The sequence below is a fragment of the Streptomyces sp. NPDC058664 genome, from assembly GCF_042716635.1.
Taxonomy (GTDB): domain Bacteria; phylum Actinomycetota; class Actinomycetes; order Streptomycetales; family Streptomycetaceae; genus Streptomyces.
Genome location: NZ_JBHXRW010000017.1, coordinates 44,556 through 67,834 on the forward strand (window position 1 = coordinate 44,556; position 23,279 = coordinate 67,834).

At 73.0% G+C, this 23,279-nt stretch carries 21 protein-coding genes; 12 read left to right on the forward strand and 9 right to left on the reverse strand.

The window, feature by feature from the left end; genetic code table 11:
• The first annotated feature begins 3 nt into the window (after positions 1-3).
• The gene (locus tag ACFWUY_RS16105; RefSeq protein WP_384107809.1) at positions 4-234 is read left to right on the forward strand and encodes a hypothetical protein; all 231 of its coding nucleotides are present in this window, start codon (positions 4-6) and stop codon (positions 232-234) included.
• 83 nt (positions 235-317) lie between these two features.
• Positions 318-1,727 carry a flotillin family protein gene (locus ACFWUY_RS16110; RefSeq protein WP_384107810.1) on the forward strand — a complete coding sequence of 470 codons (1,410 nt, stop codon included), beginning with the start codon at positions 318-320 and terminating at the stop codon, positions 1,725-1,727.
• A gap of 81 nt (positions 1,728-1,808) precedes the next feature.
• Here the strand turns inward: ACFWUY_RS16110 and ACFWUY_RS16115 are convergent, their stop codons facing one another.
• Both ACFWUY_RS16115 and ACFWUY_RS16120 read right to left on the reverse strand, forming a co-directional pair.
• Positions 1,809-1,979 carry a hypothetical protein gene (locus ACFWUY_RS16115; RefSeq protein ID WP_384107811.1) on the reverse strand — a complete coding sequence of 57 codons (171 nt, stop codon included), beginning with the start codon at positions 1,977-1,979 and terminating at the stop codon, positions 1,809-1,811.
• 78 nt (positions 1,980-2,057) lie between these two features.
• Positions 2,058-2,888 (reverse strand): TIGR02452 family protein, encoded by an 831-nt coding sequence (locus ACFWUY_RS16120; RefSeq protein ID WP_384107813.1) that lies wholly within the window; start codon positions 2,886-2,888, stop codon positions 2,058-2,060.
• Between the two features lie 215 nt (positions 2,889-3,103).
• Between ACFWUY_RS16120 and egtA the strand changes: the two genes are divergently transcribed.
• The 4 genes from egtA to egtD are packed head-to-tail and all read left to right on the forward strand — an operon-like array spanning position 3,104 to position 7,399.
• Positions 3,104-4,363: an ergothioneine biosynthesis glutamate--cysteine ligase EgtA gene (gene egtA / locus ACFWUY_RS16125; RefSeq protein WP_384107815.1), complete on the forward strand. Its 1,260-nt coding sequence runs from the start codon at positions 3,104-3,106 to the stop codon at positions 4,361-4,363.
• The gene (gene egtB, locus ACFWUY_RS16130; protein WP_384107817.1) at positions 4,360-5,685 is read left to right on the forward strand and encodes an ergothioneine biosynthesis protein EgtB; all 1,326 of its coding nucleotides are present in this window, start codon (positions 4,360-4,362) and stop codon (positions 5,683-5,685) included. Before egtA ends, egtB begins: the two co-directional genes overlap by 4 nt.
• A complete protein-coding gene (gene egtC / locus ACFWUY_RS16135; protein ID WP_384107819.1) occupies positions 5,685-6,437 on the forward strand; it encodes an ergothioneine biosynthesis protein EgtC in 753 nt (250 codons plus the stop codon). The genes egtB and egtC overlap by 1 nt, the downstream gene beginning before the upstream one ends.
• On the forward strand, positions 6,434-7,399 hold the full coding sequence (gene egtD, locus ACFWUY_RS16140; protein WP_384107821.1) for an L-histidine N(alpha)-methyltransferase: 966 nt from the start codon (positions 6,434-6,436) through the stop codon (positions 7,397-7,399). The genes egtC and egtD overlap by 4 nt, the downstream gene beginning before the upstream one ends.
• On the opposite strand, the gene ACFWUY_RS16145 is transcribed toward egtD, so the two are convergent.
• From ACFWUY_RS16145 to ACFWUY_RS16155, 3 genes are all read right to left on the reverse strand, one after another.
• Positions 7,294-8,310 (reverse strand): lysophospholipid acyltransferase family protein, encoded by a 1,017-nt coding sequence (locus tag ACFWUY_RS16145; RefSeq protein WP_384107823.1) that lies wholly within the window; start codon positions 8,308-8,310, stop codon positions 7,294-7,296. The two genes, egtD and ACFWUY_RS16145, sit on opposite strands and share 106 nt — an antisense overlap.
• Entirely contained in the window at positions 8,307-9,155 is an 849-nt protein-coding gene (locus tag ACFWUY_RS16150; protein WP_384107825.1) for a GNAT family N-acetyltransferase, read from the reverse strand. Before ACFWUY_RS16150 ends, ACFWUY_RS16145 begins: the two co-directional genes overlap by 4 nt.
• A gap of 138 nt (positions 9,156-9,293) precedes the next feature.
• A complete protein-coding gene (locus tag ACFWUY_RS16155) occupies positions 9,294-10,541 on the reverse strand; it encodes an extracellular solute-binding protein (RefSeq protein ID WP_384107827.1) in 1,248 nt (415 codons plus the stop codon).
• Between the two features lie 274 nt (positions 10,542-10,815).
• Between ACFWUY_RS16155 and ACFWUY_RS16160 the strand changes: the two genes are divergently transcribed.
• A complete protein-coding gene (locus ACFWUY_RS16160) occupies positions 10,816-11,031 on the forward strand; it encodes a dodecin (RefSeq protein ID WP_384107829.1) in 216 nt (71 codons plus the stop codon).
• A 209-nt stretch (positions 11,032-11,240) separates the two neighbouring features.
• On the opposite strand, the gene ACFWUY_RS16165 is transcribed toward ACFWUY_RS16160, so the two are convergent.
• Positions 11,241-11,729 (reverse strand): hypothetical protein, encoded by a 489-nt coding sequence (locus ACFWUY_RS16165; protein WP_384107831.1) that lies wholly within the window; start codon positions 11,727-11,729, stop codon positions 11,241-11,243.
• 195 nt (positions 11,730-11,924) lie between these two features.
• Here ACFWUY_RS16165 and ACFWUY_RS16170 point away from each other — a divergent pair, with 195 nt between their 5' ends.
• The 3 genes from ACFWUY_RS16170 to ACFWUY_RS16180 all read left to right on the forward strand — a co-directional run bounded on the left by ACFWUY_RS16170 (position 11,925) and on the right by ACFWUY_RS16180 (position 16,364).
• Positions 11,925-12,908: an LAETG motif-containing sortase-dependent surface protein gene (locus ACFWUY_RS16170; protein ID WP_384107833.1), complete on the forward strand. Its 984-nt coding sequence runs from the start codon at positions 11,925-11,927 to the stop codon at positions 12,906-12,908.
• Between the two features lie 31 nt (positions 12,909-12,939).
• Positions 12,940-13,833 (forward strand): peptidoglycan-binding protein, encoded by an 894-nt coding sequence (locus tag ACFWUY_RS16175; RefSeq protein WP_384107835.1) that lies wholly within the window; start codon positions 12,940-12,942, stop codon positions 13,831-13,833.
• Between the two features lie 173 nt (positions 13,834-14,006).
• Positions 14,007-16,364 (forward strand): ATP-binding cassette domain-containing protein, encoded by a 2,358-nt coding sequence (locus ACFWUY_RS16180; protein WP_384107837.1) that lies wholly within the window; start codon positions 14,007-14,009, stop codon positions 16,362-16,364.
• A 52-nt stretch (positions 16,365-16,416) separates the two neighbouring features.
• On the opposite strand, the gene ACFWUY_RS16185 is transcribed toward ACFWUY_RS16180, so the two are convergent.
• Genes ACFWUY_RS16185 through ACFWUY_RS16195 form a run of 3 tightly spaced genes read right to left on the reverse strand, consistent with a single transcriptional unit; the run spans position 16,417 to position 19,840 of the window.
• The gene (locus tag ACFWUY_RS16185) at positions 16,417-17,163 is read right to left on the reverse strand and encodes a succinate dehydrogenase/fumarate reductase iron-sulfur subunit (RefSeq protein ID WP_384107839.1); all 747 of its coding nucleotides are present in this window, start codon (positions 17,161-17,163) and stop codon (positions 16,417-16,419) included.
• Entirely contained in the window at positions 17,160-19,112 is a 1,953-nt protein-coding gene (locus ACFWUY_RS16190) for a fumarate reductase/succinate dehydrogenase flavoprotein subunit (RefSeq protein WP_384107841.1), read from the reverse strand. Before ACFWUY_RS16190 ends, ACFWUY_RS16185 begins: the two co-directional genes overlap by 4 nt.
• A gap of 2 nt (positions 19,113-19,114) precedes the next feature.
• Complete coding sequence (locus ACFWUY_RS16195; RefSeq protein ID WP_384107843.1) at positions 19,115-19,840, reverse strand: succinate dehydrogenase; 726 nt, start codon at positions 19,838-19,840, stop codon at positions 19,115-19,117.
• A 96-nt stretch (positions 19,841-19,936) separates the two neighbouring features.
• Between ACFWUY_RS16195 and ACFWUY_RS16200 the strand changes: the two genes are divergently transcribed.
• Entirely contained in the window at positions 19,937-20,893 is a 957-nt protein-coding gene (locus ACFWUY_RS16200) for a LysR family transcriptional regulator (protein ID WP_384107845.1), read from the forward strand.
• An 83-nt stretch (positions 20,894-20,976) separates the two neighbouring features.
• Entirely contained in the window at positions 20,977-23,163 is a 2,187-nt protein-coding gene (locus ACFWUY_RS16205) for a hypothetical protein (protein ID WP_384107847.1), read from the forward strand.
• Positions 23,164-23,279: the final 116 nt, after the last annotated feature.

Here is a 23,279-nt window from a genome sequence, read left to right on the forward strand (position 1 = left end):
GGCATGGACGACGCGTCGATGGACTCCTCGATTGTGGGACTGCTCGGCCGGGTGACCGGCACCGTCGGGCCCGGTCTCGTCGGCGAGGTGATCGTCCGGATCCGGGGCGGTGCCGAGCACTTCCTCGCCCATCCGGCCTCCCCGAAGGAGCGGATCGGCGTCGGGACGGTCGTGATGGTCATGGAACATCTCCCTCCACGCACCGTCTATGTCACAGCCGCGTACGACAGTTGACGGAACCGTTGAGTGGCGCCCGTCACAGGTGCACACTCCTTTCACCGGGTCCGTGTCGGCTCCGGTGAAGGGGGACCCAGTCCATGGGCATCGGCATTGTGGCGGGCGTCGTCGTCGGCGCCTTCGCCGTTCTCATCGGTGTGTTCAAAATGATGTGGCGCGTCGCCGAACCCAACGAGGCGCTGATCATCTCCGGTTCCAACCACAAGAACGAGGGCCTCGGCGCGGGCATGGGGTTCCGCATCGTCACCGGCCGCGGCACGCTCGTGCTGCCCGGTGTACAGGCGGTGCGCAAGCTCTCCCTCGACCTCAACGAGACCCAGCTGTCCGTCGAGTGCGTCACCCACCAGGGCATTCCGCTCAAGGTCCGCGGTGTGGTGATCTTCAAGGTCGGTGACGACTTCGTGTCGATCGCCAACGCCGCCCGCCGCTTCCTCGACCAGCAGAAGCTCATGAGCGAGCGGGTGCACATCGTCTTCGCCGGTCATCTCCGCGCCATCGTCGGCGGGTTGACCGTGGAGGACATGATCCGTGACCGGGAGAAGCTGACCGGGCAGGCCCGTTCGGCCTGTGGCACGGAGATGGAGAAGCTCGGACTGATCGTCGACTCGCTGCAGATCCACGAGATCGAGGATCCGACCGGTTACATCAAGAACCTGGCCGCACCGCACGCGGCCGCCGTCCAGCGGGACGCGCGGATCGCGCAGGCCGAGGCGAACCGGCGGGCCACCGAGGCCGAACAGCAGGCCGCGGCGCGCATGTCGGAGGCGACCCGCGACAGCGAGATCCTCCAGGCCGGCTACCAGGCGGAACGGGACGAGGCCACGGCCAAGGCCCGGCAGGCCGGTCCGCTGGCCGACGCGGCCTCCCGCCAGGAGGTCGTCGTCCAGGAGACCCGGGTCGCCGAGCTGGAGGGGCACCGCAAGGAGCAGCAGCTCCAGGCGGAGGTCCGCAAGCCGGCCGACGCGCTGGCGTACGAGACCCGGACGCTGGCCGCGGCCGAACGCGACGCCCGGATCTCGGCGGCCGAGGCCGACGCGAAGGAGACCGAGCTGGCGAGCGCGGCCAAGGCCACGGCGACCCGGCTCACGGGTGAGGCCGAGGCGGCGGCGCAGCACGCGAAGGGGCTCGCGGTCGCCGAGGCGACCCGGGCGAAGGGTCTTGCGGAAGCCGAGTCGATCAAGGCGCGTGCGGCGGCGCTCGCCGAGAACCAGGAGGCCGTGGTCGCCCAGCAGCTGGCCGAGAAGTGGCCGGAGATCGTCTCCGCGGGCGCGTCCGCGTTCGGGAACGTGGACCAGATGGTGCTGCTGAACGGTGCCGACGGCATGGCGGACGTGTTCGCGAAGGCGCTGACCATGGGCGGTACCGGGCTCGGTCTGGCCCGGCAGCTGCTCTCCACGATGAACCCGGGCGCTCAGGACCGGCTGGGGGCCGTTCCCTCGCCCCGCGCGTCGGAGGAGAGCGTGGAGATCACGGTCGGCGACGGGGAGTAACCGGCCCCGGTGGGTGTACGGGAGAGGGGCCCGGAGCCGTCACGGCTCCGGGCCCCTCTCCGTCACCCCGCCGTGCTCTGCCTAGTTGTGGCCGAACTTGCGGTCCTTACGGTGGGAGGCGTGCTCCACGAGGGGCATCGTGGTCTCCCTCTTCGGGGCCGCCGAGCTCCGTTCGGCGGTGGCCGCCTCGGTGCGGTGCTCGTGGCCGCCGGTACGGGCTCCCCGGTTCGTCCGGGTCTGTTTCTTGCCCACGATCGTGCCTCCTGTGAGGAGTTTCGGACAAACGGTCCGTATCCCCTCAGCGTGGCACGGGGCCGCGGGGGCCGCACGTCAGACGGCCGCCGCGACGACCCGGGCGAAGGCGGCGAGCGTCGGCGTGCCCGGGGCCCGGTCCAGGATCGCGAAGACGATCTCCTCGAAGTGGCCGGCGAAGCGGCCGTCGCCGGTGAGCAGCGCCTTGAACGCGCCCGCGACCTGCTCCGGGTCGTTCTGGAAGACCCCGCAGCCCCAGGCGCCGAGCACGAGCCGCCGGTAGCCCGTCGCGGCGGCCGTCTCCAGGACGCGCTCGGCACGGCTGGCGATGGCGGCGGGCAGGCGGCCGGCGAGTTCGGGGGTGCGGCGGCGTACGACGCCCGCGTTGGGCGCGGGCGAGGTGAGGAAGCCGACGGTGATGGGGTCGTCGAGGAGGGCCCCGCGGTCGTCGCGGAAGACGGGCACCCGGGGCGAGTGGATGACCCGGTCGGTGTAGAAGGCGTCCCGTTCCTCCCGGTGGTGGGCGTAGTAGGCGGGGGCGCGCAGCAGCGTGGCGTGGAGGGCGGAGGAGCGGCAGAGCGCCTCTTCCTGGGCCTGGGCGCCGTTGAGGTAGCCGCCGCCGGGATTGCGGGCGGAGGCGAAGTTGAGGACGGCCACCGGGCGGGTGGCGTCGGCGGCGGTCATCCTGCGGGCGGCGGCCAGGCTGCTCTCACCGGTGACGTCGATGACGGGGGTGCGGTCGGTGTCGGGGGTGACCGTGACGGGGTCGGGGCCGTACAGGCGGGTTCCGGCCAGGGCGGCGGTCAGGTCGTCGGTGAGGGAGACGGTCCGGCCGTCGGGGGCGCGGTAGTGACCGGCGGCCACGATCTCCTCGGTCTGCCGCGCGATCGCGCGCAGTCGTGCACTCATGACGCTCAGCATGATCGTTTCGTCCCGGCCTTCACAACGGGATTTCCCGGGGTGGCCGTCCCGGGGCGCCGGGGCCGCGGGCGGTTCCGGACGGGCGGGGGCACCGGGTGGAGGTGACAGGCTCGCCGAAGGCGCTCTTGCACGCCGCTCGGCAGTGGCTTTAGGTGGAGTCAGCGACTCTCCGGGACCAGTCCCGATGACCAGGAGGTGTACGGATGTCGTCGAGCGGCATACCGCGTGGCGGGCCCCCTCTCACCGAGCGGGAGGCGGAGGACCTGCTGCGATGTATCTGCTTCAAGACCGGCCCGCCCCGTACCGTGGGGGTGGAGCTGGAGTGGCTCGTGCACGAGCTGCGTGACCCCCGGCTCCCCGTACCGCCGCCGAGGCTCGCGGCGGCCCACGACGCCGTGCGGTCCCTGCCCCTGGTGTCGGCCCTCACCTTCGAACCCGGCGGGCAGCTGGAGCTCAGCTCGCGCCCGGCCGGGTCGCTCATGGAATGTCTCGACTCCCTCGCCGCCGATCTGCGGTCGGTGCGGTCGGCGCTCGGCTCCCTGGGTCTGACCCTCAGCGGTTACGGGGTCGACCCCTGGAACGCGCCGCGCGGCCGGGTGCTGCACGAGCCCCGGTACGACGCCATGGAGGCCGCGCTCGACCGCACAGGACCGGCCGGGCGGGCGATGATGTGCGAATCGGCCTCGGTGCAGATCTGCCTCGACGCGGGCGTCGAGGAGCCGGGGCCGCTCGGCTACCACCGGAGGTGGCGGCTCGCCCACCTCGTGGGTGCCGTGCTCGTGGCCGCGTTCGCCAACTCCCCGCTGCACGGCGGCCGTCGCACCGGCTGGCGCTCGACGCGGCAGGCGCTGTGGACGGACCTCGACCCGCTGCGGGCGCTCGCGCCCCCGCCGGACGGGGAACCCCGGGCGGAGTGGGCGACGCACGTCCTGGACACCCCGGTGATGTGCGTACGGGCCGACGAGGGGCCGTGGGACGTGCCGGAGGGGCTGACCTTCCGCGACTGGCTGCGCACGGGCCTGCCCCGGCCGGCCGATGCCGACGACCTGCGCTACCACATGACGACCCTCTTCCCGCCGGTGCGGCCGCGCGGCCATCTGGAGCTGCGGATGGTCGACGCGCAGCCCGGCCGGGACGGCTGGATGGTCCCGGTGGCCGTGACGACGGCCGTGTTCGACGACCCGGAGGCGGCGGAGACCGTGTACCGGGCGGTGAAGCCGCTCGCGGAGCGGGCCGGCGCCGGTCCCGCCCCGCGCAATCCGCTCTGGCTGGCGGCGGCCCGCGACGGGCTCGCCGATCCCGAGCTGCACGCCGCCGCCCGCGCGGTGTTCGCCGCCGCCCTGGAGGCGCTGCCCCGGATCGGGGCGAGCGAGGAGCTGCGGCGGTCGGTCGCCGCCTTCCACGAGCGGTACGTGATCCCCGGGAGCTGCCCGGCCGACGACTTCGAGGCGGTGACGTCATGACGGCGACAGAGGCGGGGTTCGATACGGAGGCCCTGCGCCGGCGGGCGCTGGACGCCCTGACCGTGGCGCGGGCCCGAACGGCACTGCTCACCTCCTGTGTCGAGGACGGCGAACTGACCTCCCAGCACTCGCCGTTGATGTCTCCGCTGGTCTGGGACCTGGCGCACATCGGCAACCAGGAGGAGCAGTGGCTGTGGCGGGCCGTGGCGGGCCGGGAGGCGCTGCGGCCCGAGATCGACTCGCTCTACGACGCCTTCGAGCACCCGCGCGCCACCCGTCCTTCGCTGCCGCTGCTCGCACCGGCCGAGGCCCGCGCCTACGCGGCGGACGTCAGGCTCCGCGTCCTCGACGTCCTGGAGCGCAGTCCGTTCGAGGGGCGGCCGCTGCTCGACGCCGCCTTCGCCTTCGGCATGGTCGCCCAGCACGAACAGCAGCACGACGAGACGATGCTGATCACCCATCAACTGCGGCGTGGTCCCGCCGTGCTGACCGCTCCCCCGCCGCCGGTCCGGACGGGCGGTCCACTGCCTCCCGAAGTCCTCGTCCCCGGCGGCCCGTTCACCATGGGCACCTCGGACGAGCCGTGGGCGCTCGACAACGAGCGTCCGGCGCACCCCCGGTCCGTTCCCGCCTTCCACATCGACACCACCCCGGTCACCAACGGCGCCTACCTGGCCTTCATGGCCGACGGCGGGTACACGGACCGGCGCTGGTGGCGGCCGGAGGGCTGGGCGCAGATCAGGGAGCACGGCATCGCGGCTCCGCTCTTCTGGCGCCGGGACGGCGGTCAGTGGCTGCGCCGCCGGTTCGGGGTGACGGAACCGGTGCCGGAGGAGGAGCCCGTCCTGCACGTGAGCTGGTACGAGGCGGACGCCTACGCGCGCTGGGCGGGACGGCGGCTGCCGACCGAGGCCGAGTGGGAGAAGGCCGCCCGGTGGGACCCGGTCTCCGGGCGTTCGCGGCGCTACCCGTGGGGGGACGCGGACCCGGGCCCCGGGCACGCCAACCTCGGGCAGCGGCACCTGCGGCCCGCGGCGGCGGGCAGCTACCCGGAGGGCGCCTCGCCGCTCGGCGTACGGCAGCTGATCGGGGACGTGTGGGAGTGGACGGCGAGCGACTTCCTGCCGTACCCGGGGTTCAGGTCCTTCCCGTACAAGGAGTACTCGGAGGTGTTCTTCGGACCGGAGCACAAGGTGCTGCGCGGCGGGTCGTTCGCCGTGGACCCGGTCGCCTGCCGGGGCACCTTCCGCAACTGGGACCTGCCGGTGCGGCGTCAGATCTTCGCCGGCTTCCGGACCGCCCGCAGCGCGGAGCTCGACTGATGTGCCGTCATATCTCCTATGTGGGCGAGCCGGTGGCGCTCGGGGAGCTGATCGTCCGGCCGGCGCACGGTCTGCTGCGCCAGTCCTGGGAGCCCCGTACGCAGAGCAGCGGTGTGGTGAACGCCGACGGCTTCGGGGTGGGCTGGTACGCCGAGGGGGACCCGGTGCCCGCCCGGTACCGGCGCGCGGCCCCCATCTGGGGCGACCTGTCCTTCGCCGACCTCGCCCGGGTGGTGCGCTCCGGGGCGCTGCTCGCGGCGGTCCGCGGGGCGACGCTGCCGGGCGCCGACGGGGAGGCCGCGGCTGCCCCGTTCGCCGGCGGGCCGTGGCTGTTCAGCCACAACGGCGCCGTCGAGGGCTGGCCCGACTCCCTGGCGGCGCTCGCCGGGACGCTGCCGGCCGGCGAACTGCTCCGGGTCGAGGCGCGCACCGACTCGGCGCTGCTCTGGGCGCTCGTGCTGCACCGGCTGCGGGCCGGTGACGCGCCGGGTGACGCCCTCGCCGACATCGTGCGGGAGGTCGCCGCCGCGGCCCCGGGCTCCCGGCTGAACCTGCTGCTCACCGACGGTGTCCGGATCGCCGCGACCACCTGGGGGAACGGCCTCTGGTACCTGAAGGGCACCGACCGGGTGGTCGTGGCCTCCGAACCGTACGACGACGATCCGCGCTGGCGTGAGGTTCCCGAGCGCACGCTCGTGACCGCGACCCGCGCCGATGTCACCCTCACCCCGCTCAAGGAGCCCTCCGCGTGAGCCCGTTCCAGCTGACCCGTACCCTCGCCCCGGACGCCGCCGGCGCCGATCTGCGCGCCGACGTCCTCCACGGCCTGACCCGCTCCCCCAAGGAGCTGCCGCCGAAGTGGTTCTACGACGCCCGGGGCAGCGAGCTGTTCGAGGAGATCACCCGGCTGCCCGAGTACTACCCCACGCGGGCCGAGCGGGAGATCCTGAAGCAGCGGGCGCCGGAGATCGCCGCCGCGACCGGGGCCAGGACCCTGGTGGAGCTGGGTTCCGGCTCCTCCGAGAAGACCCGGTTCCTGATCGACGCCCTCCTTCCCGGCCTGGACGGCTACGTGCCCGTGGACGTGAGCGAGTCGGCGCTGACCGGGGCGGCCGAGTCGCTGCTCGCCGAGCGGCCGGAGCTGCGGGTGCACGCGCTCGTCGCGGACTTCACCCGGGGGCTCGCGCTGCCCGGGATGCCGGGGCCGCGTCTGGTGGCCTTCCTCGGCGGCACCGTCGGCAATCTGCTGCCCGGCGAGCGGCGGACCTTCCTGCGCTCGGTGCGGTCGATGCTCACGCCGGGCGACGCCCTGCTGCTCGGCACGGACCTGGTGAAGGACGAGCCGACGCTCGTGGCCGCCTACGACGACGCGGCCGGGGTGACGGCCGCCTTCAACAAGAACGTGCTGTCCGTGCTGGACCGGGAGCTGGGCGCCGACTTCGACCCGGACGCGTTCGACCACGTGGCCGTGTGGGACCCCGAGCGGGAGTGGATCGAGATGCGGCTGCGGGCCCGCCGCGCGCTCACCGTGAAGATCCCCGAACTGGACCTCGTGGTGCCCTTCGCGGCGGGCGAGGAGATGCGGACGGAGGTGTCCGCGAAGTTCCGTCAGGCGGGCGTACGGGCGGAACTCGCGGAGGCGGGCCTCGATCTGGCGCGCTGGTGGACCGACGGCGAGGACAGGTTCGCGCTGTCGCTGGCGACGGCCCGCTGAGCGACGGCAGACTCGACGACGGCCCGCTGGTCGACGCCCGGCTGGCGGACGGCCCGCTGGTCGACGCCCGACTGATGGACGGCCCGCTGAGCGGCCGCCGCGAGGGTACGGCGGTTCGGGTGCCGGAGGCCCTGAAGGGGCTCCGGCACCCGGACGACGGCGGTGAGACGGCGGGCGGAGACGACCCTCCACAGGGAAGAGCCGAGGGGGTCGTCCGCGACGTAGGCGGCGGCGCCGGCGGGCCGGTAGTCGATCCGTACCGGCTGTACGGCGCACCCGGCGTCCAGAGCCGCCTGGAACGCGGCCGGCCGGAACCGCCCGCCGGCCCGCCCGCACCAGGTGGAGCCCTCGGGGAAGACGATCACCCTGCCACCGCCCGCGAGCACCCCGGTCATCGCGCGCACGGTGCCGGGCAGCGCCCTGAGGCCGTCCCGGTCGATGAAGAGGGTGCCGCCGAGCGCGGCGATCGTGCCGAGGACGGGCCAGCGGCGCACCTCCGACTTGGCGACCATGCGGCCGGGCAGGACGGCCGCGATCAGCGGTATGTCGAGCCAGGAGACATGGTTGGCGACGACGAGGAGCGGGCCGGTGGCGGGGGGCGTTCCCTCGTACCGGACGCGTACCCCGAAGGCGCGGGCCACCGCCCGCAGCCAGTGCCGGACGAGGGCGAGCCGGACGGCGGCCGGGAGGAGGACGGTGGCGGGGGCGAGCAGGACGCCGAGGAGGACGGTGCCGAGACCGGCGGTCAGCCGTACCGAGGCACGGACGGCTCCGGCCCTGGCCGCATCCGCGGGGTGGGCGGATTCCGGGTGGGCGGATTCCGGGTGGGCGGATTCCGGGTGGGCGGCGCAGTGGCCCGGGGTGCAGGGCGCCGTGGGGAGCCACGGCGAGAGGGCCGTGGTCCCGTTCACCGTGCCGGGGCGAGCGAGAGGAAGTGCTTGAGGTAGCGCGGGTTGGTCCGGCGCAGCGAGAGCAGGACGTAGAGGTCGGCGACGCCGAAGTCGGGGTCGTGCGCGGGGGCCCCGCAGACCCAGGCGCCGAGCCGGAGGTAGCCGCGCAGCAGCGGGGGGAGTTCGGTGCGGCCCTCGGGGCGGGCGATGCCGTCGGGGCTCCAGAGCTTGTGCGGGGTGACCCAGTACTCCTCGGGCGCGAGGTGCTTGGCCTTGACCGTGTCCCAGGTGGCGGCGGCGAGGGAACCGCCGTCGGCGAGCGGGAGGGAGCAGCAGCCGGCGAGCCAGTTGTGGCCGGTGCGGGTCATGTAGCGGGCGAGACCGGCCCAGATGAGGGCGATGACGGCGCCGTTGCGGTGGGCGGGGTGGACGCAGGAGCGGCCGACCTCCACCAGGTCGTGCCGGACGGGGGCGAGGCGGGTGAGGTCGAACTCGCTCTCGGAGTAGAGGCGTCCGGCGACGGCGGCGCGGTCGGGCGGCAGGATGCGGTAGGTGCCGACGACCTCGCCGGTGCTCTCCTCCCGTACGAGGAGGTGGTCGCAGTACGCGTCGAAGGCGTCGGTGTCGAGGCCGGGCTCGGGACCGTCGAGCCGGGCGCCGAGCTCCCCGGCGAACACCTGGTGGCGCAGCCGCTGGGCGGCGCGGACGTCCTCCTGGTCGCGGGCGAGCCCGACCACGTACCGGGGTGTGGGCGCTTCGACGAGGGGGGCCGGCCGCTGCTCGGCGGCCTGCGGCTGGAGGGGGACGGCGAGTGACCGGGGCTGGGCCTGGGTGTGGACGGCGAGCGTGGGGGTCGGTGCGGACATGTCGGGCTCCTCCGGCGTACGGAAGGGGAAGGGGCGGGGCCGGACCGTGTGAGCGGTGGCCCGGCTCCTTACTTCTTCCGTGACCGGCTGGATTCGACATGTCCGTCCGGGGGATCGCGGATGTGGACACGCTGAATGCTATTCGGCGAGGGTGTCCGTGATCTCGGCCGAGGCCTTCCGGGCCGCCTCCAGCGGGTCCTTGCCCTGAAGGACGGCCGTCATGTACGGCTTGATGGGGTTGTCGGCCTCGACGTTCGCCCACTGCGGGGAGTTGGGGGTCGCCCGGCCGCGCGCGGCGCCCCTGGCCATGACGGCGGTGGCCTCCTGGCCCGCGACGACGGAGGCGAGCCCCTTCTTGTTGGGTACGTAGCCCATGGCGCGGGCGAGTTCGGTCTGCCACTTCTCGCCCGCCAGCGCCTTGACGACGTCGAGGGCGGCACCGCGCTCGGGCGCGTTCTCCGGGATGATGAGGTCGGAGCCGCCGGTGAAGACGGCGCAGGGCTGACCGGCCTTCTTGCCGGGTATCGGGAAGTAGCCGAGCTTGTCCTTGAGCCCCGGATTGGCCTTGAGGATCGCGGCGACGGCGCTGGGCGTGGCGATGAGCTGGGCCACGTCCCCCTTGGCGAAGACGTCGGCCTGGGGCGGGTTCTGCTCGTCGGCGTCCTTGGGGCCGGAGCCGAGGGACTGGAGGTCCTTGTAGAAGGCCATGCCGCGCTGCGCCGCGGGGCTGGCGAGGGCGCCGGTCCACTCGCCGCCCTTGTCGGTGGCGAGTTCGCCGCCCTCGTCCCAGATGAATCCGGCGAGGGTGTACCAGTCCTGTCCGGCGAGGTAGATGCCCTGGGAGCCCTCGCGGTTGAGCTTCTCGGTGTCGGCGAGCCACTCGGCGCGGGTGGCGGGCGGCTTGTCGATCCCGGCGTCCGCGAACAGGTCCTTGTTGTAGATGACGATGCGGTTGGCCGCGTACCAGGGGATGCCGAACTGGGACCCGCTGATGCTGCCGGGTTCGGCGAGACCGGGCAGCCAGTCCTCGCTGCCGAGGTCGCGGACCGACTCCAGGGTGAGGTCGAACAGCTTCTCGGTGTCGGCGTACTGGGCGACCTGGGTGTTGCCGACCTCGATGACGTCGGGACCGCCGGGACCCTGGATGGCCTCGGTGACCTTCTTGCCGATGCCGGTCCACTCCTGGATGGTGACCTGGAGTTCGATGCCGGCGTGCTCCTCCTCGTACGCCTCGGTGAAGCGGTTGAGGAAGTCCTCGCTGACGCTGTCCCGCATGAGCCAGAGGTTGACGGTCTTCGTCCCGCCGTCACCCGGCAGCATCCCGCAGCCGGCGAGGGAGAGCGCGGTGGCGACTGCCAGGGGGCAGGCGAGATGGCGGTTCTTCACGTAGGTCACCTTCTGCGGTTCAGCACAGGGTCGTGCGCATGAGGGGCTGACCCGGCATGGGGGGACCGAACGGGGTGTTCGCGCGGGTATACGGCCTGGATTCTGGTCTGGACCAACGGGATGGTCAAGTCCTTGACCATCCCGTCGACCGTCCCGGACATCCCGTCCGTTCCTTTACCCTCGGTAATGACCCGTCGGTCACCCGTGGTCGGCGCGCGCGGTGACGCGCCCTGGGGCACGGTGGAGGGAACGCACCGAGAGGAGCCCTGCCCCCATGTCGAATCACACCTACCGCGTCACCGAGATCGTCGGCACGTCCACCGAGGGCGTCGACGAGGCCATCCGCAACGGCATCGACCGCGCCTCACAGACGCTGCGCGGCCTCGACTGGTTCGAGGTGACGCAGGTCCGCGGCCATATCGTCGACGGCTCGATCGAGCACTACCAGGTGGGGCTCAAGGTCGGATTCCGCCTGGAGGACGAGGCCTGAGGGACCGCCACGGGGGAGGAACGGGGAAAAGCGGGGATGGCCGCCGGGGCCTGCGCGGCCCAGCGGCCGCCGAGAGGTGAGGGCCGCCGGGGCGCGCGGCCCGAACGGCCGATCGGTCACGGCCCTTCGAGCACAGGCCGGCCACGGCCCTTCGGACAGATGCCGCCGTCCGGTCAGGTACGGCCGTCCGGTCAGGTGCGGCCGTCCGGTCAGGTGCGGCCCTCCTTCTCCTGGGCGTCCCTCAGCTCCCGCGACGGGGGCGCCCAGTGGGCGCGTACGACACGGAAGCCGGCCGCCTCCGCCGCGTCACAGACCAGCGGGTCGTCGTCGACGAGCATCCTGACCGCCCGGTCGGCGCCGAGCCGGCGCAGGATCTCCACCTTGGTCACCCGGGCGGGCCTGAAGTCGCGGTTGCGGCGCATGTGCACCGGCCCCTCCGGAAGCCCCTGCGCGGCCAGCCAGGCCAGGGTGTCCCGGCGACAGCGCTCCGGCCGCCCGGTCAGGTACACGATGTCGCACTCCTCCGCCGCCTCGCGGCACAGCGCGATCCCCTCGTCGAGCGGCGGATCGTCGGGCGCCGCCGCGAAGAAGGCGTCCCAGTCCTTGGGACGCCGCTCCAGGAACTGCTGACGGTGGGCGGTCGCGGCAAGCGTGTTGTCGAGGTCGAAGACGGCCAGAGGCCGGTTGTCGGATGTCACGCGCCCAGCCTAGGAGCCGGACGACGGCCTGCCGACCGAGATCCTTCCGTTAGCCGAACGTCCTTGACACGGATAGTTGACTGCTTGACGATCAACGCGGCCAATGTTGTGTCTTCTCGGCCGATTCCTTCCTTCCTTCGGTCGGTGCCGCGGCGTGGGCACCGACCGAGGGTTGTTCAAGAGCGGAAAACTCTTATGTCTGCAGCAGTTGTGGCGCGGCGCGCCGTTGTCGGTGGCGCGGCCGCCGTGTGTCTGGTCGTTGCCGGTGGTTCCGGCGCCTGGGCCCAGGGGACACCGGGTGGTGACGGCTGGGAGGGGCAGGGCGCTCGGGCGTACAAGGCCGAGGAGGCGGTGCCGGCGCAGGACCTGAGCGGTGACTGCGAGTTCTCCCTGGACGGTGGGACGTGGGCGGCCGCCGTGAAGGTGGACGACATGACGCTCAAGCCGGGTGCCGACGGCAAGGTGCACGTCCAGGTCCGGCCGGCCAAGGACAGCGCCGGCTGCACCGTGTCCCTCGCCTCCTACCTCACCCACGGGGCCACGTGGAACACCTCCGGGCTGCAGGTCTTCCACGACTTCGACACCGTGTCGGTCAAGGGCGGTGAGACCGGCTCCCTCGACATCGCCGTCCCCGACGCCGGGTGCTACGCCCAGGTGGACCTCTACCGCGGCAGTGTGAAGTACGACGGGCTGCGGGACGCGAACGACGGCCTGGTCCACGGTGACCTGCCGGAGGGCCCGGGCCGGCCGGTCATCAAGGAGAAGAACATCAGCTGGTGGAACGGCGGCACCCGCGACTGCACCGTCGAGAGCGAGCCGTCCCCGAGCGCGACCGGGTCGACCCCCGCCGGGCAGGAGTCCACCCCGGCGACGACTCCCGAGGCGTCCACCTCCACCCCGGCCTCCTCGACCGCGCCGTCCGAGTCGGCCGCTCCGTCGGCATCGGCCACCACGTCGGGCGGCCCGGCCGCTTCGGGCAGCCCGTCCGCGTCGGACGGCCCGGCCGGATCCGAGGCGCCGTCCTCGTCGCCCACGACGGACGCGCCGACGGGCGACGGCGACCTGGCCGAGACGGGCGGCGGAAACGTCACCGTGATCGCGGGCGTCGCCGCGGCCCTGCTGGCCCTCGGCGGCGGACTGCTCGTCGTTCGCCGTCGGAACGCGAACAGCCGCGCCTGATCGCCCGATCGCACGTCATAAGGAACACCGCGTGACAGACCGCCCCGACGAGACTCCCACCGATCTTTCCCCCGCGGGGGAGCTTGTCGGGGCGGATCCGGCCGATGACGCGTTGGTCCGGCCCTACGTGACCACGGTCGCGGCACCCGCCGCCGGCACGACCACGCCGAGCGACATGGCCCTGCTCGACGGACTCGGTCCCCCGGGCGGCCGGCCGGAACCACAGGACGTGAACGAGCTCCGGCGTCACCGCCGTTCCCGTCCCCGGCTCGGGCGGCACCTGGGAACGGCCGGCGCTCTCCTCGCCCTCGGCGTCGGTGTCGGCGGTGCCCTGTACGCCATGGGGGGCGGCGAGGCGCCGAACCCCGACCGGCCTCAGGCCGGCCGCACCCTGCCGGTCGTGAACGTACCCGCGGACACCGCCCCCACCCCGGCCGAACCGATCCCCGCCACCGCGGCACCGGACAGGTCCGGCCGAACACCGGAGAGCCCCGCTCCGTCCACCGTCGCCCCGGCGACGGACGGGCCTGACCGGACATCCGCCGGATCCGCCGCGCCCACCGTGGAAACCGACGTGCTCCATGACGGTCCCGCGGAGGAGGACGGCCAGGGGCAGGACGACGCCGACGAGCCCGATGACGGCCCCGCCGGAGCGAGTGACCCGTCCCCGAGCGGGTCCCGGGAGACCGCCGATCCGCATGCCACGGCCGAGCCGCGGACGCTCTCCATGGGTGACACCGGGTCCGATGTGACGCGGCTGCAGCAACTGCTCCACGCACAGGGGTTCACCTACGTCACCGTCAACGGCACCTACGACGGGGCGACCCGTCGTGGCGTGGCGCAGCTCCAGAGGGACCGTGACCTCTCAGGGGACCCGGAAGGGGTGTACGGCCCCGTCAGCCGCGCGTCCCTGGAAGGAACCTGACTCCGGCCGCCCGACGAAATGCGCACCGTGTTCCCGTCGGAACGACTGGACAGCATCCGCACCGTCGACGGACGGTGCGGGGTCGACCGGCCTCCCCCGCGGTCGACGTACGGTAGGAGGGCCGCCCCGGTCGCCCCCCGCAGTCCCTGACCAGGACAGAAACGGACCAACGGATGCACCACCGCCCCCACGATCCGTACGTCCGTGTCCGCGGCGCCCGCGAGCACAACCTCACCGGGGTGGACGTCGACATCCCCCGGGACGCGCTCGTCGTCTTCACCGGGGTCTCCGGCTCCGGCAAGTCGTCCCTCGCCTTCGGAACGATCTACGCGGAGGCCCAGCGGCGCTACTTCGAGTCGGTGGCCCCGTACGCGCGACGGCTGATCCACCAGGTGGGGGCGCCCTCGGTCGGCGAGATCACCGGGCTGCCGCCGGCGGTCTCCCTCGAACAGCGCAGGTCATCGCCGAACGCCCGTTCCTCCGTCGGTACGGTGACCACCCTCTCCAACTCCCTGCGCATGCTGTTCTCCCGGGCGGGCCGCTACCCGGAGGGCGCGGAGCGGCTCGACTCCGACGCCTTCTCCCCCAACACGCCGGCGGGCGCCTGCCCCTCCTGCCACGGCCTCGGCCGGATCCACGAGACCAGCGAGGAACTCCTCGTACCCGACCCTGAGCTGTCGATCCGCCAGGGCGCCGTCGCCGCCTGGCCGGGTGCCTGGCAGGGCAAGAACCTGCGGGACGTCCTCGACACCCTCGGGTACGACGTCGACCGGCCCTGGCGCGAGCTCGACGCGAAGGACCGGGAGTGGATCCTGTTCACCGACGAGCAGCCGGTCGTCACCGTCCACCCGGTACGGGAGGCCGACCGCATCCAGCGCCCCTACCAGGGCACCTACATGAGCGCCCGACGCTATGTGATGCGGACCTTCTCCGACTCGAAGAGCCCGACCCTGCGCACCAAGGCGGAACGCTTCCTCACCAGCGCCCCCTGCCCGGTCTGCGGCGGCGGCCGGCTGCGGCCCGAGGCGCTGGCGGTGACCTTCGCGGGCCGGACCGTCGCGGACCTGGCCGCGTTGCCGCTCACGGCCCTGTCGGAGCTCCTCTCCGCCGGCGCCGCGTCACCGGCGGACGACACCGAGACCGCGCGCGTCCTCACCGAGGACCTCGTCGCCCGGATCGCGACGGTGACCGAGCTCGGCCTGGGCTACCTCAGCCTGGACCGCGCCACCCCCACCCTCTCCAACGGCGAACTCCAGCGGCTGCGGCTCGCCACCCAGCTCCGCTCCGGGCTCTTCGGCGTCGTGTACGTCCTCGACGAACCGTCCGCCGGGCTGCACCCGGCCGACACCGAGGCCCTGCTCGTGGTCCTCGACCGGCTCAAGGCCGCCGGGAACTCCGTCTTCGTCGTCGAGCACCACCTCGACGTCGTCCGGCACGCCGACTGGCTGGTGGACGTCGGTCCGCGGGCCGGTGTCCACGGCGGCCGGGTGCTGCACAGCGGCCCGCCGGAAGGGCTCGCGGACGTCGAGGCGTCCGCGACCCGGCGTTTCCTCTTCGACCGGACGCCGGCGCCCGCGCGGGAGGTACGGGAGCCGGCCGGGTGGCTGCGGACCGGCCCGGTCACCCGGCACAACCTGCGGGCGGTCGACGCGGCCTTCCCCGTCGGTGTCCTGACCGCCGTCACGGGCGTCTCCGGCTCGGGCAAGTCCACGCTCGTCGGCGCACTCACCGAGGAACTCCCCGGTGTACGACGGCTGGTGACCGTCGATCAGCGACCGATCGGCCGGACGCCCCGCTCCAACCTCGCCACGTACACGGGTCTGTTCGACGTCGTGCGCAAGCTGTTCACGGAGACCGAGGAGGCACGGGCGCGCGGATACAAGGCGGGCCGCTTCTCCTTCAACGTGTCCGGAGGCCGCTGCGAGACCTGCCAGGGCGAGGGGTTCGTGTCGGTGGAACTCCTCTTCCTGCCGAGCACGTACGCACCGTGCCCCGACTGCCACGGCGCCCGCTACAACCCGGAGACCCTCCAGGTGCGGCTGCGGGGCCTCACCATCGCCGAGGTCCTCGACCTGACCATCGAGTCCGCCGCCGCCTTCTTCGACGACACCCCGGCCGCCGCCCGGAGCCTGCGCACCCTCCTCGACGTCGGCCTCGGCTATCTGCGGCTCGGGCAGCCCGCCACCGAACTGTCCGGCGGCGAGGCCCAGCGCATCAAGCTCGCGTCCGAACTCCAGCGGCCGCACCGCTCCCCCACCCTGTACGTGCTCGACGAGCCGACGACCGGGCTGCACCCGGCGGACGTCGAGGTCCTGATGCTCCAGCTCCACGGCCTCGTGGACGCCGGCCACTCGGTGATCGTCGTCGAACACGACATGGACGTCGTCGCCACCGCCGACTGGGTCGTCGACCTCGGGCCGGGCGGCGGCGACGAGGGCGGCCGGGTGGTGGCCGCGGGACCACCGGCCGAGGTCGCCGCCTCGCCGGCGAGCCGGACGGCTCCGTACCTGGCCAGAGCCCTTGGCGGCTGAGGCCCGGTGCCTCCCGCGCCCGATCCGTGCGCCACGCCCCCGCGACGCGTCCCTACCCCTTCACCTTCCTCCGCGCCCGCAGCCACTCCTTGTTCATGGCCGCGATCGACGGCAGCGGGATGCCCTTCGGGCACGCCGTCGCGCACTCGCCCGTCAGGGTGCAGCCGCCGAAGCCCTCCGCGTCCATCTGGGCCACCATGTCGAGGACCCTGGTCTCGCGCTCGGGAGAGCCCTGGGGGAGGACGTTCAGGTGGTTGATCTTGGCGGAGGTGAAGAGCATCGCCGAGCCGTTCGGGCAGGCCGCCACGCACGCGCCGCAGCCGATGCACTCCGCGTGCTCGAAGGCGGAGTCCGCGTCCGCCTTGGGGACGGGGGTCGCGTGGGCCTCGGGGGCCGCTCCGGTGGGCGCGGTGATGTAGCCGCCGGCCTGGATGACGCGGTCGAAGGCGGAGCGGTCGACGACGAGGTCCTTGACGACGGGGAACGCGGAGGCCCGCCAGGGTTCGACGTCGATGGTGTCGCCGTCGCGGAACGCGCGCATGTGGAGCTGGCAGGTGGTGGTCCGCTCGGGCCCGTGCGCGTCGCCGTTGATGACGAGGCTGCACGCGCCGCAGATGCCCTCGCGGCAGTCGTGGTCGAAGGCCACGGGGTCCTCGCCGCGCAGGATGAGGGCCTCGTTGAGGGTGTCGAGCATCTCCAGGAACGACATGTCGGCGGATATGCCGTCCACGTCGTAGGTGGACATGGCGCCGGGGGCGTCGGCGTTCCGCTGGCGCCAGACGCGCAGGGTGAGCCTCATGCGTAGCTCCGCTGGGTGGGGTGGACGTACTCGAAGGTGAGGTCCTCCTTGTGGAGGACGGGGGCGGCGCCGCCGTTGAACTCCCAGGCCGCCGCGTACGCGAACTCCTCGTCGCGGCGGGCGGCCTCGCCGTCCGGGGTCTGGGACTCCACGCGGAAGTGGCCGCCGCAGGACTCGGCGCGGTGGAGCGCGTCGAGGCACATGAGCTCGGCGAGTTCGAGGTAGTCGACGACGCGGTTGGCCTTCTCCAGGGACTGGTTGAACTCCGCTCCCGTGCCGGGGACCTTGACGCGGTTCCAGAACTCCTCGCGGATCTCGGGGATGCGCCGCAGCGCCTTGTGGAGTCCCTCCTCCGTGCGTGCCATTCCGCAGTACTCCCACATGAGTTCGCCGAGTTCGCGGTGGAAGGAGTCGGGGGTGCGGTCGCCGTCGACGGCGAGGAGGAGGTTCAGCCGGTCCTCGGTCTCGGCGAGCACCTCCCGTACGGCCGGGTGGTCGTCGGTGACGGGCTCGGTGTGGGGGTGGCGGGCCAGGTAGTCGTTGATGGTGGCGGGGAGGACGAAGTAGCCGTCGGCGAGGCCCTGCATGAGGGCGGAGGCGCCGAGGCGGTTGGCCCCGTGGTCGGAGAAGTTGGCCTCGCCGACGGCGAAGAGGCCGGGGACGGTGGTCTGGAGGTCGTAGTCGACCCAGAGTCCGCCCATCGTGTAGTGCACGGCGGGGTAGATCCGCATGGGGACCTCGTACGGGTTCTCCGCGGTGATCCGCTCGTACATGTCGAAGAGGTTGCCGTACCTCTCCTCGACGGCCTTGCGGCCGAGGCGGCGGATCGCGTCGGCGAAGTCGAGGTAGACGCCCTGGCCGCCGGGGCCGACGCCGCGGCCCTCGTCGCAGACGTTCTTCGCGGCGCGGGAGGCGATGTCGCGGGGGACGAGGTTGCCGAAGGAGGGGTAGATCCGCTCCAGGTAGTAGTCGCGCTCGTCCTCGGGGATGTCGGCGGCGGGGCGGGTGTCGCCCTTGGCCCTGGGGACCCAGATGCGTCCGTCGTTGCGGAGGGACTCGCTCATCAGGGTCAGCTTGGACTGGTGGTCGCCGGTGCGCGGGATGCAGGTGGGGTGGATCTGGGTGAAGCAGGGGTTGGCGAAGTACGCGCCGCGCCGGTGGGCCCGCCAGACGGCGGTGGCGTTGGAGTTCATGGCGTTCGTCGACAGGTAGAAGACGTTGCCGTAGCCGCCGCTGGCGAGGACCACCGCGTCCGCGTAGTGGGTGGAGATCTCGCCGGTGATCAGGTCGCGGGCGACGATCCCGCGGGCGCGCCCGTCGACCACGACGAGGTCGAGCATCTCCGTGCGGGCGTGCATCTCGACGTTTCCGGCGGCGATCTGCCGGGAGAGCGCCTGGTAGGCGCCGAGGAGGAGCTGCTGGCCGGTCTGGCCGCGGGCGTAGAAGGTGCGGGAGACCTGGACGCCGCCGAAGGAGCGGGTGTCGAGGAGTCCGCCGTACTCGCGGGCGAAGGGGACGCCCTGGGCGACGCACTGGTCGATGATCTCGACGGAGATCTGGGCGAGGCGGTGGACGTTGGACTCGCGGGCGCGGAAGTCGCCGCCCTTGACGGTGTCGTAGAAGAGGCGGTGGATGGAGTCGCCGTCGTTGCGGTAGTTCTTGGCGGCGTTGATGCCGCCCTGGGCGGCGATGGAGTGGGCGCGGCGCGGGGAGTCCTGGAAGCAGAACTGGACGACGTGGTAGCCCTGTTCGGCGAGGGTGGCGCCGGCGGAGCCGCCGGCGAGGCCGGTGCCGACGACGATGATCCGGTGCTTGCGGCGGTTGGCGGGGTTGACCAGCCTGGCCTGGAAGCGGCGGGTGTCCCAGCGTTCGGCGACGGGTCCCGCGGGGGCCTTGGTGTCGGCGAGCGGGTCGCCGGTGGTGTAGGCCGCGAATTCGGTGAAGTTCATGGTCAGTTCACCACTCCGGTCATGACGGCGACGGGGACGGAGACGAAGCCCGCGGTCAGGACGAGCGCGAGGCCGTCGGCCAGGGTCCGCAGGAGGCGCTCACGGCGGGCGTTGCCGACGCCGAGGGTCTGGGCGGCGCTCCAGAAGCCGTGGCGGACGTGGAGGCCGACGGCGAGCATGGCGACGATGTAGATGACGTTGCCGTACCAGGTGGAGAAGGTGTCGACGACGTTCTGGTAGGGCTTGCCCTCCTCGAAGCCGCCGGGGTGGACGGTGCCGGTGGTCAGGTCGAGGACGTGCCAGACGATGAAGAGGGCGAGGATGATCCCGCCCCAGCGCATGGTGCGGGTGGCGTACGAGGAGCGCTTGCGGCGGTGGACGTACGCGGTGGGGCGGGCCTTCAGGTCGCGGCGGCTGAGCTGGTACGCGCAGACGGCGTGGGCGGCGACGGCGGCGAGGAGCACGATCCGGACGAGCCAGAGGGCCCACTCGTGGTGGAGCACGGGGGCGCCCATGACCCGCAGCCAGTGGCCGTAGGCGTTGAACTCCTCGGGGCCGAAGAAGACCTTGAGGTTGCCGGCGACGTGCGCGACGAGGTAGCCGAGCATGAGGAGCCCGCTGACGGCCATGACCGTCTTCTTGCCGAGGGTCGATGACAGGAAACCGCGTGACGGTGTGGGGGACGGCGGGCGGCCCGTCGTCCGGTCCCTCGTGGGTGCCAGAGCCATGGGTACGACGCTAGGGCCGAAGGACCCGAGAGGTCCAAGACATGGTCCGGCTCATCTCGATAGGCAGTATCTATCGATGTCGCCTACGCTGGGGTCATGCAGTTCCAGCAGCTCCTCTACTTCGTCGCCGTGGCCGAGACCCGTCACTTCACCCGGGCGGCGGAGCGCGTGCACGTCTCGCAGCCCTCGCTCTCGCAGCAGATCAAGGCCCTGGAGCAGGAGTTGGGCGCCGAGCTGTTCAGCCGGGCCCGGGGCAACATCACGCTCACCGACGCGGGCGAGGCCCTGCTGCCGCTCGCGCGCCGGATCCTCGCCGACACGGAGACGGCACGGATCGAGGTGCAGGAGCTGGCCCGGCTCAAGCGGGGCCGGGTGCGGCTCGGCGCGACCCCGAGCCTGTGCACCGGACTGCTTCCGGACGTGCTGCGGTCCTTCCACGACCTGCACCCGGGGATCGAGCTGCTCATCGAGGAGGGCGGCTCGCACGATCTCGTACGGGAGCTGGCACGCGGAGCCCTCGACCTGGCGCTCGTGGTCCTGCCGTTGCCGACCCCGTCCCCGGCCCTGACGACGGTCGAGCTGCTCCGGGAGGACCTGGTGGTCGTCTCGTCCGCCTCGGCGCCGGCGCCGCGTCGCCCGGTGCGGATCACGGACCTGCGTGACCAGCCGCTGGTGATGTTCCGGCACGGCTACGACCTGCGGGAACTGACCGTGGCGGCCTGCCGGGCGGAGGGGTTCGAGCCGACGTTCACGGTCGAGGGCGGCGAGCTGGACGCGGTCCTCGGTTTCGTACGGGCCGGGCTCGGGCTCGCGGTCGTCCCCGCGATGGTGGCGGCGCGCGCGGGCCGGGACCTGCGGGTGACCGCCCTCGCCCGGCCGGGCCTGCGCCGGACCATCGCCCTGGCCCACCGCAGCGACGTGGCTCCCCCGCGGGCGGCGCGTGAACTCCAGCGGATGCTGCTCGCCTCGCGGCGGGGCACGGCGGGCCGGGCCGGGCCGGAGGGGACCACGGCAGGGCCGGCCGGACCGGGCCGGGCCGGGGCCCCCGCCTGAAGGGTGTGCGAGGGGCCCGTCACCGGCGGGCCCGCCGCGAAATCCGCGTGCGGCGGACGGTGGGCGGCTGCCAGCATGCCCCCATGGCCCACGCTCTCGAACACCTGGTCGTCCGGCACACCCGCCGTCTCCCCCTTCCCGCCGGCCCCGCCGGAGACGGGAGCGCCGCCGCGCGCCGGTTCGACGCGGCCCTGATGACGGCCGGGTTCAAGCTGTCGGCCGAGCTGACCGCACGCCTCTCGGCCCTCGCGGAGCCCGTGGTCGCCGAGACCGCCGTCCGCACCCTGGCCTCCGTCCGCGAACTCGCCGGCGACCACGTCCGCCACAACGTCTACTTCGTCGACTTCCCGGCCAACGTCCCCGACACCCTCGACTTCTGGACGGAGTGCTTCGCCCGGGCGGTCGGCGAGCGCGGCGCCCGCGCCGGCCTGCTCGGGCGGCTGCGCGCGGGCCTCCTCGACCTGCTGAGCCTCCCCTCGTACGGCCGCTACCCGCACACGTACGAGGAGATGATCGCGCGCCACGACGAGCTGATCGCGGCGGCCGGTGACCGACTGACCGTGCTCCACCCGGGCGGCGACGCCGAGGAGGAGGTCGCGGCGCTCTACCGGGCGCTGGCCGGCAGCACGACCCCGCTGGGCGAGGAGCATCTGAAGGATCTGACGCTCCTCGCCGAGCACCACGCGCACAGCGCCGAGCCCGGGGCCGTCCCGGTCCGCGAGAACCGCGCCGTGGTCAACCGGGGCCGGCTCCGCGCGGGCGCGGCCCCGCTCCTGGACACCGTCACCGATGTCCTGCGGCTCGCCTGCGCGCTCGTGGACGGCGACGTCACCCTGCGCGAGGCCACCCGGTTCCGCGCCCTGTCCCGCCCGCACCGCCGGGCCCTGCTCGCGGGCCTCGACGCGCTCGTCGCCGCCTCCCCCGGCAAGCTCGCGGACGTCTCCGCGCACCGGGAGACGTGGAAACGGCTCGGGGAGCGGCTGCACCCCCACGAGTACCCGCACTGGCCGCACGCGGCCGAGGTGTTCGCCGTGGCCAGGGGTGAGCGGAAGGCGCCGTCCCTCGACGGCCGCGTGGAGGAACTGCTCGTACGGGGTGATCTCACCGGCGCGGCGGACCTGCTGGCCTCGCACGCCCCGGGCCGGCTCTTCCGCGCCCTGGACCGGTTCCTGCGCACCGCGAAGGAGGGCGCGGAGCGGGAGGCGGTCCTCGCCGCCGCGGAACGGGCCGCGCCAGAGGTGTCGGGCCGGGTGGTCCTGTCGCTGCGCGAGCACGTCCACAACCGGGCCGGCCTGCCGGGGGCGGACACTCCCGCGCGCCGGGTCTTCGTGAACCGCGAGGGCCGGGCCTGGGTAACCGCCGACACGCGTCCGCCGCTGCCGGACGACGTCCGCGAGCGGCTCGTGCACGTGCTCGACGCGGAGACCCGGAGCCGGCTGCCGGACCCGGGTCCCCTGTTGGTCGATCCTCACATCCTCGACGTGGCGCTGCCGTTGAGCGGGCGGGCGGTCCCGGCGGGGCTCGGTACGCTGCCGCGCGGCTCGGTCTCGCCGGTCGAGGGCGAGCTGCTGCGGTTCTTCACGTATTGGAGGGAGGAGCGGCACACCACCGACCACGACCTGTCGGCCCTCGTCCTGGACGGGGAGTACAGGGCCGTCACCTGGCTGTCGTACACGGCGCTCTCCGACGTCGAGGGCGTGCACTCGGGCGACATCACCGAAGCGCCGGACGGGGCCTCGGAGTTCATCGACCTGCGGCTGGGCGCGGTGCGCGGCACGTTCGTCGTGCCGCAGGTGCACGTCTACGCGGGCGAGGGCTTCGACGAGGCGGCCGAGTCCTTCTTCGGTTTCATGCTGCGCGAGTCGGCGCGGGAGGGGCGTCCGTTCGAGCCGCGCACCGTGCGGATGAAATCGGATCTGCGCGGCCCCGGCCGGGTGGCGCTGCCACTGGCGTTCCGCCGTGACGAAGAGGGCCACTGGCACGCGCACTGGCTCCACCTCTACCTGCGGGGGAGGCCGTCGGCCAACCAGGTCGAGGAGCACCGGGTGTCGATCGCGGTCCTGCTGCGCGGTCTGCTCGGTCGGGAGTCGTTGACGGTCCGCCATCTGGTCGCGCTGATGGAGGAGTCGGGGGCCTCGGTGACGCGGTGGGACGGCCGTTCGGTGCCGGAGGCGCCGGTCACGTACCTCGGTCTGGAGCGTCCCGAGGGGCTGCCCGAGGGCTCGCGGGTGATCACCCCGGAAAATCTGCGCGACCTGCTGCCCGCCTGAGTGTTACGGTCGTTCCGGGGCGAGGCCATGGAGAGGCTTCCTTCTCAGAAATCATCTGCCGATATAGCCTCTCCGCTTTCCTCCCCCGTCTCTCTTCCCGGCCTCCCCGCTTCCGG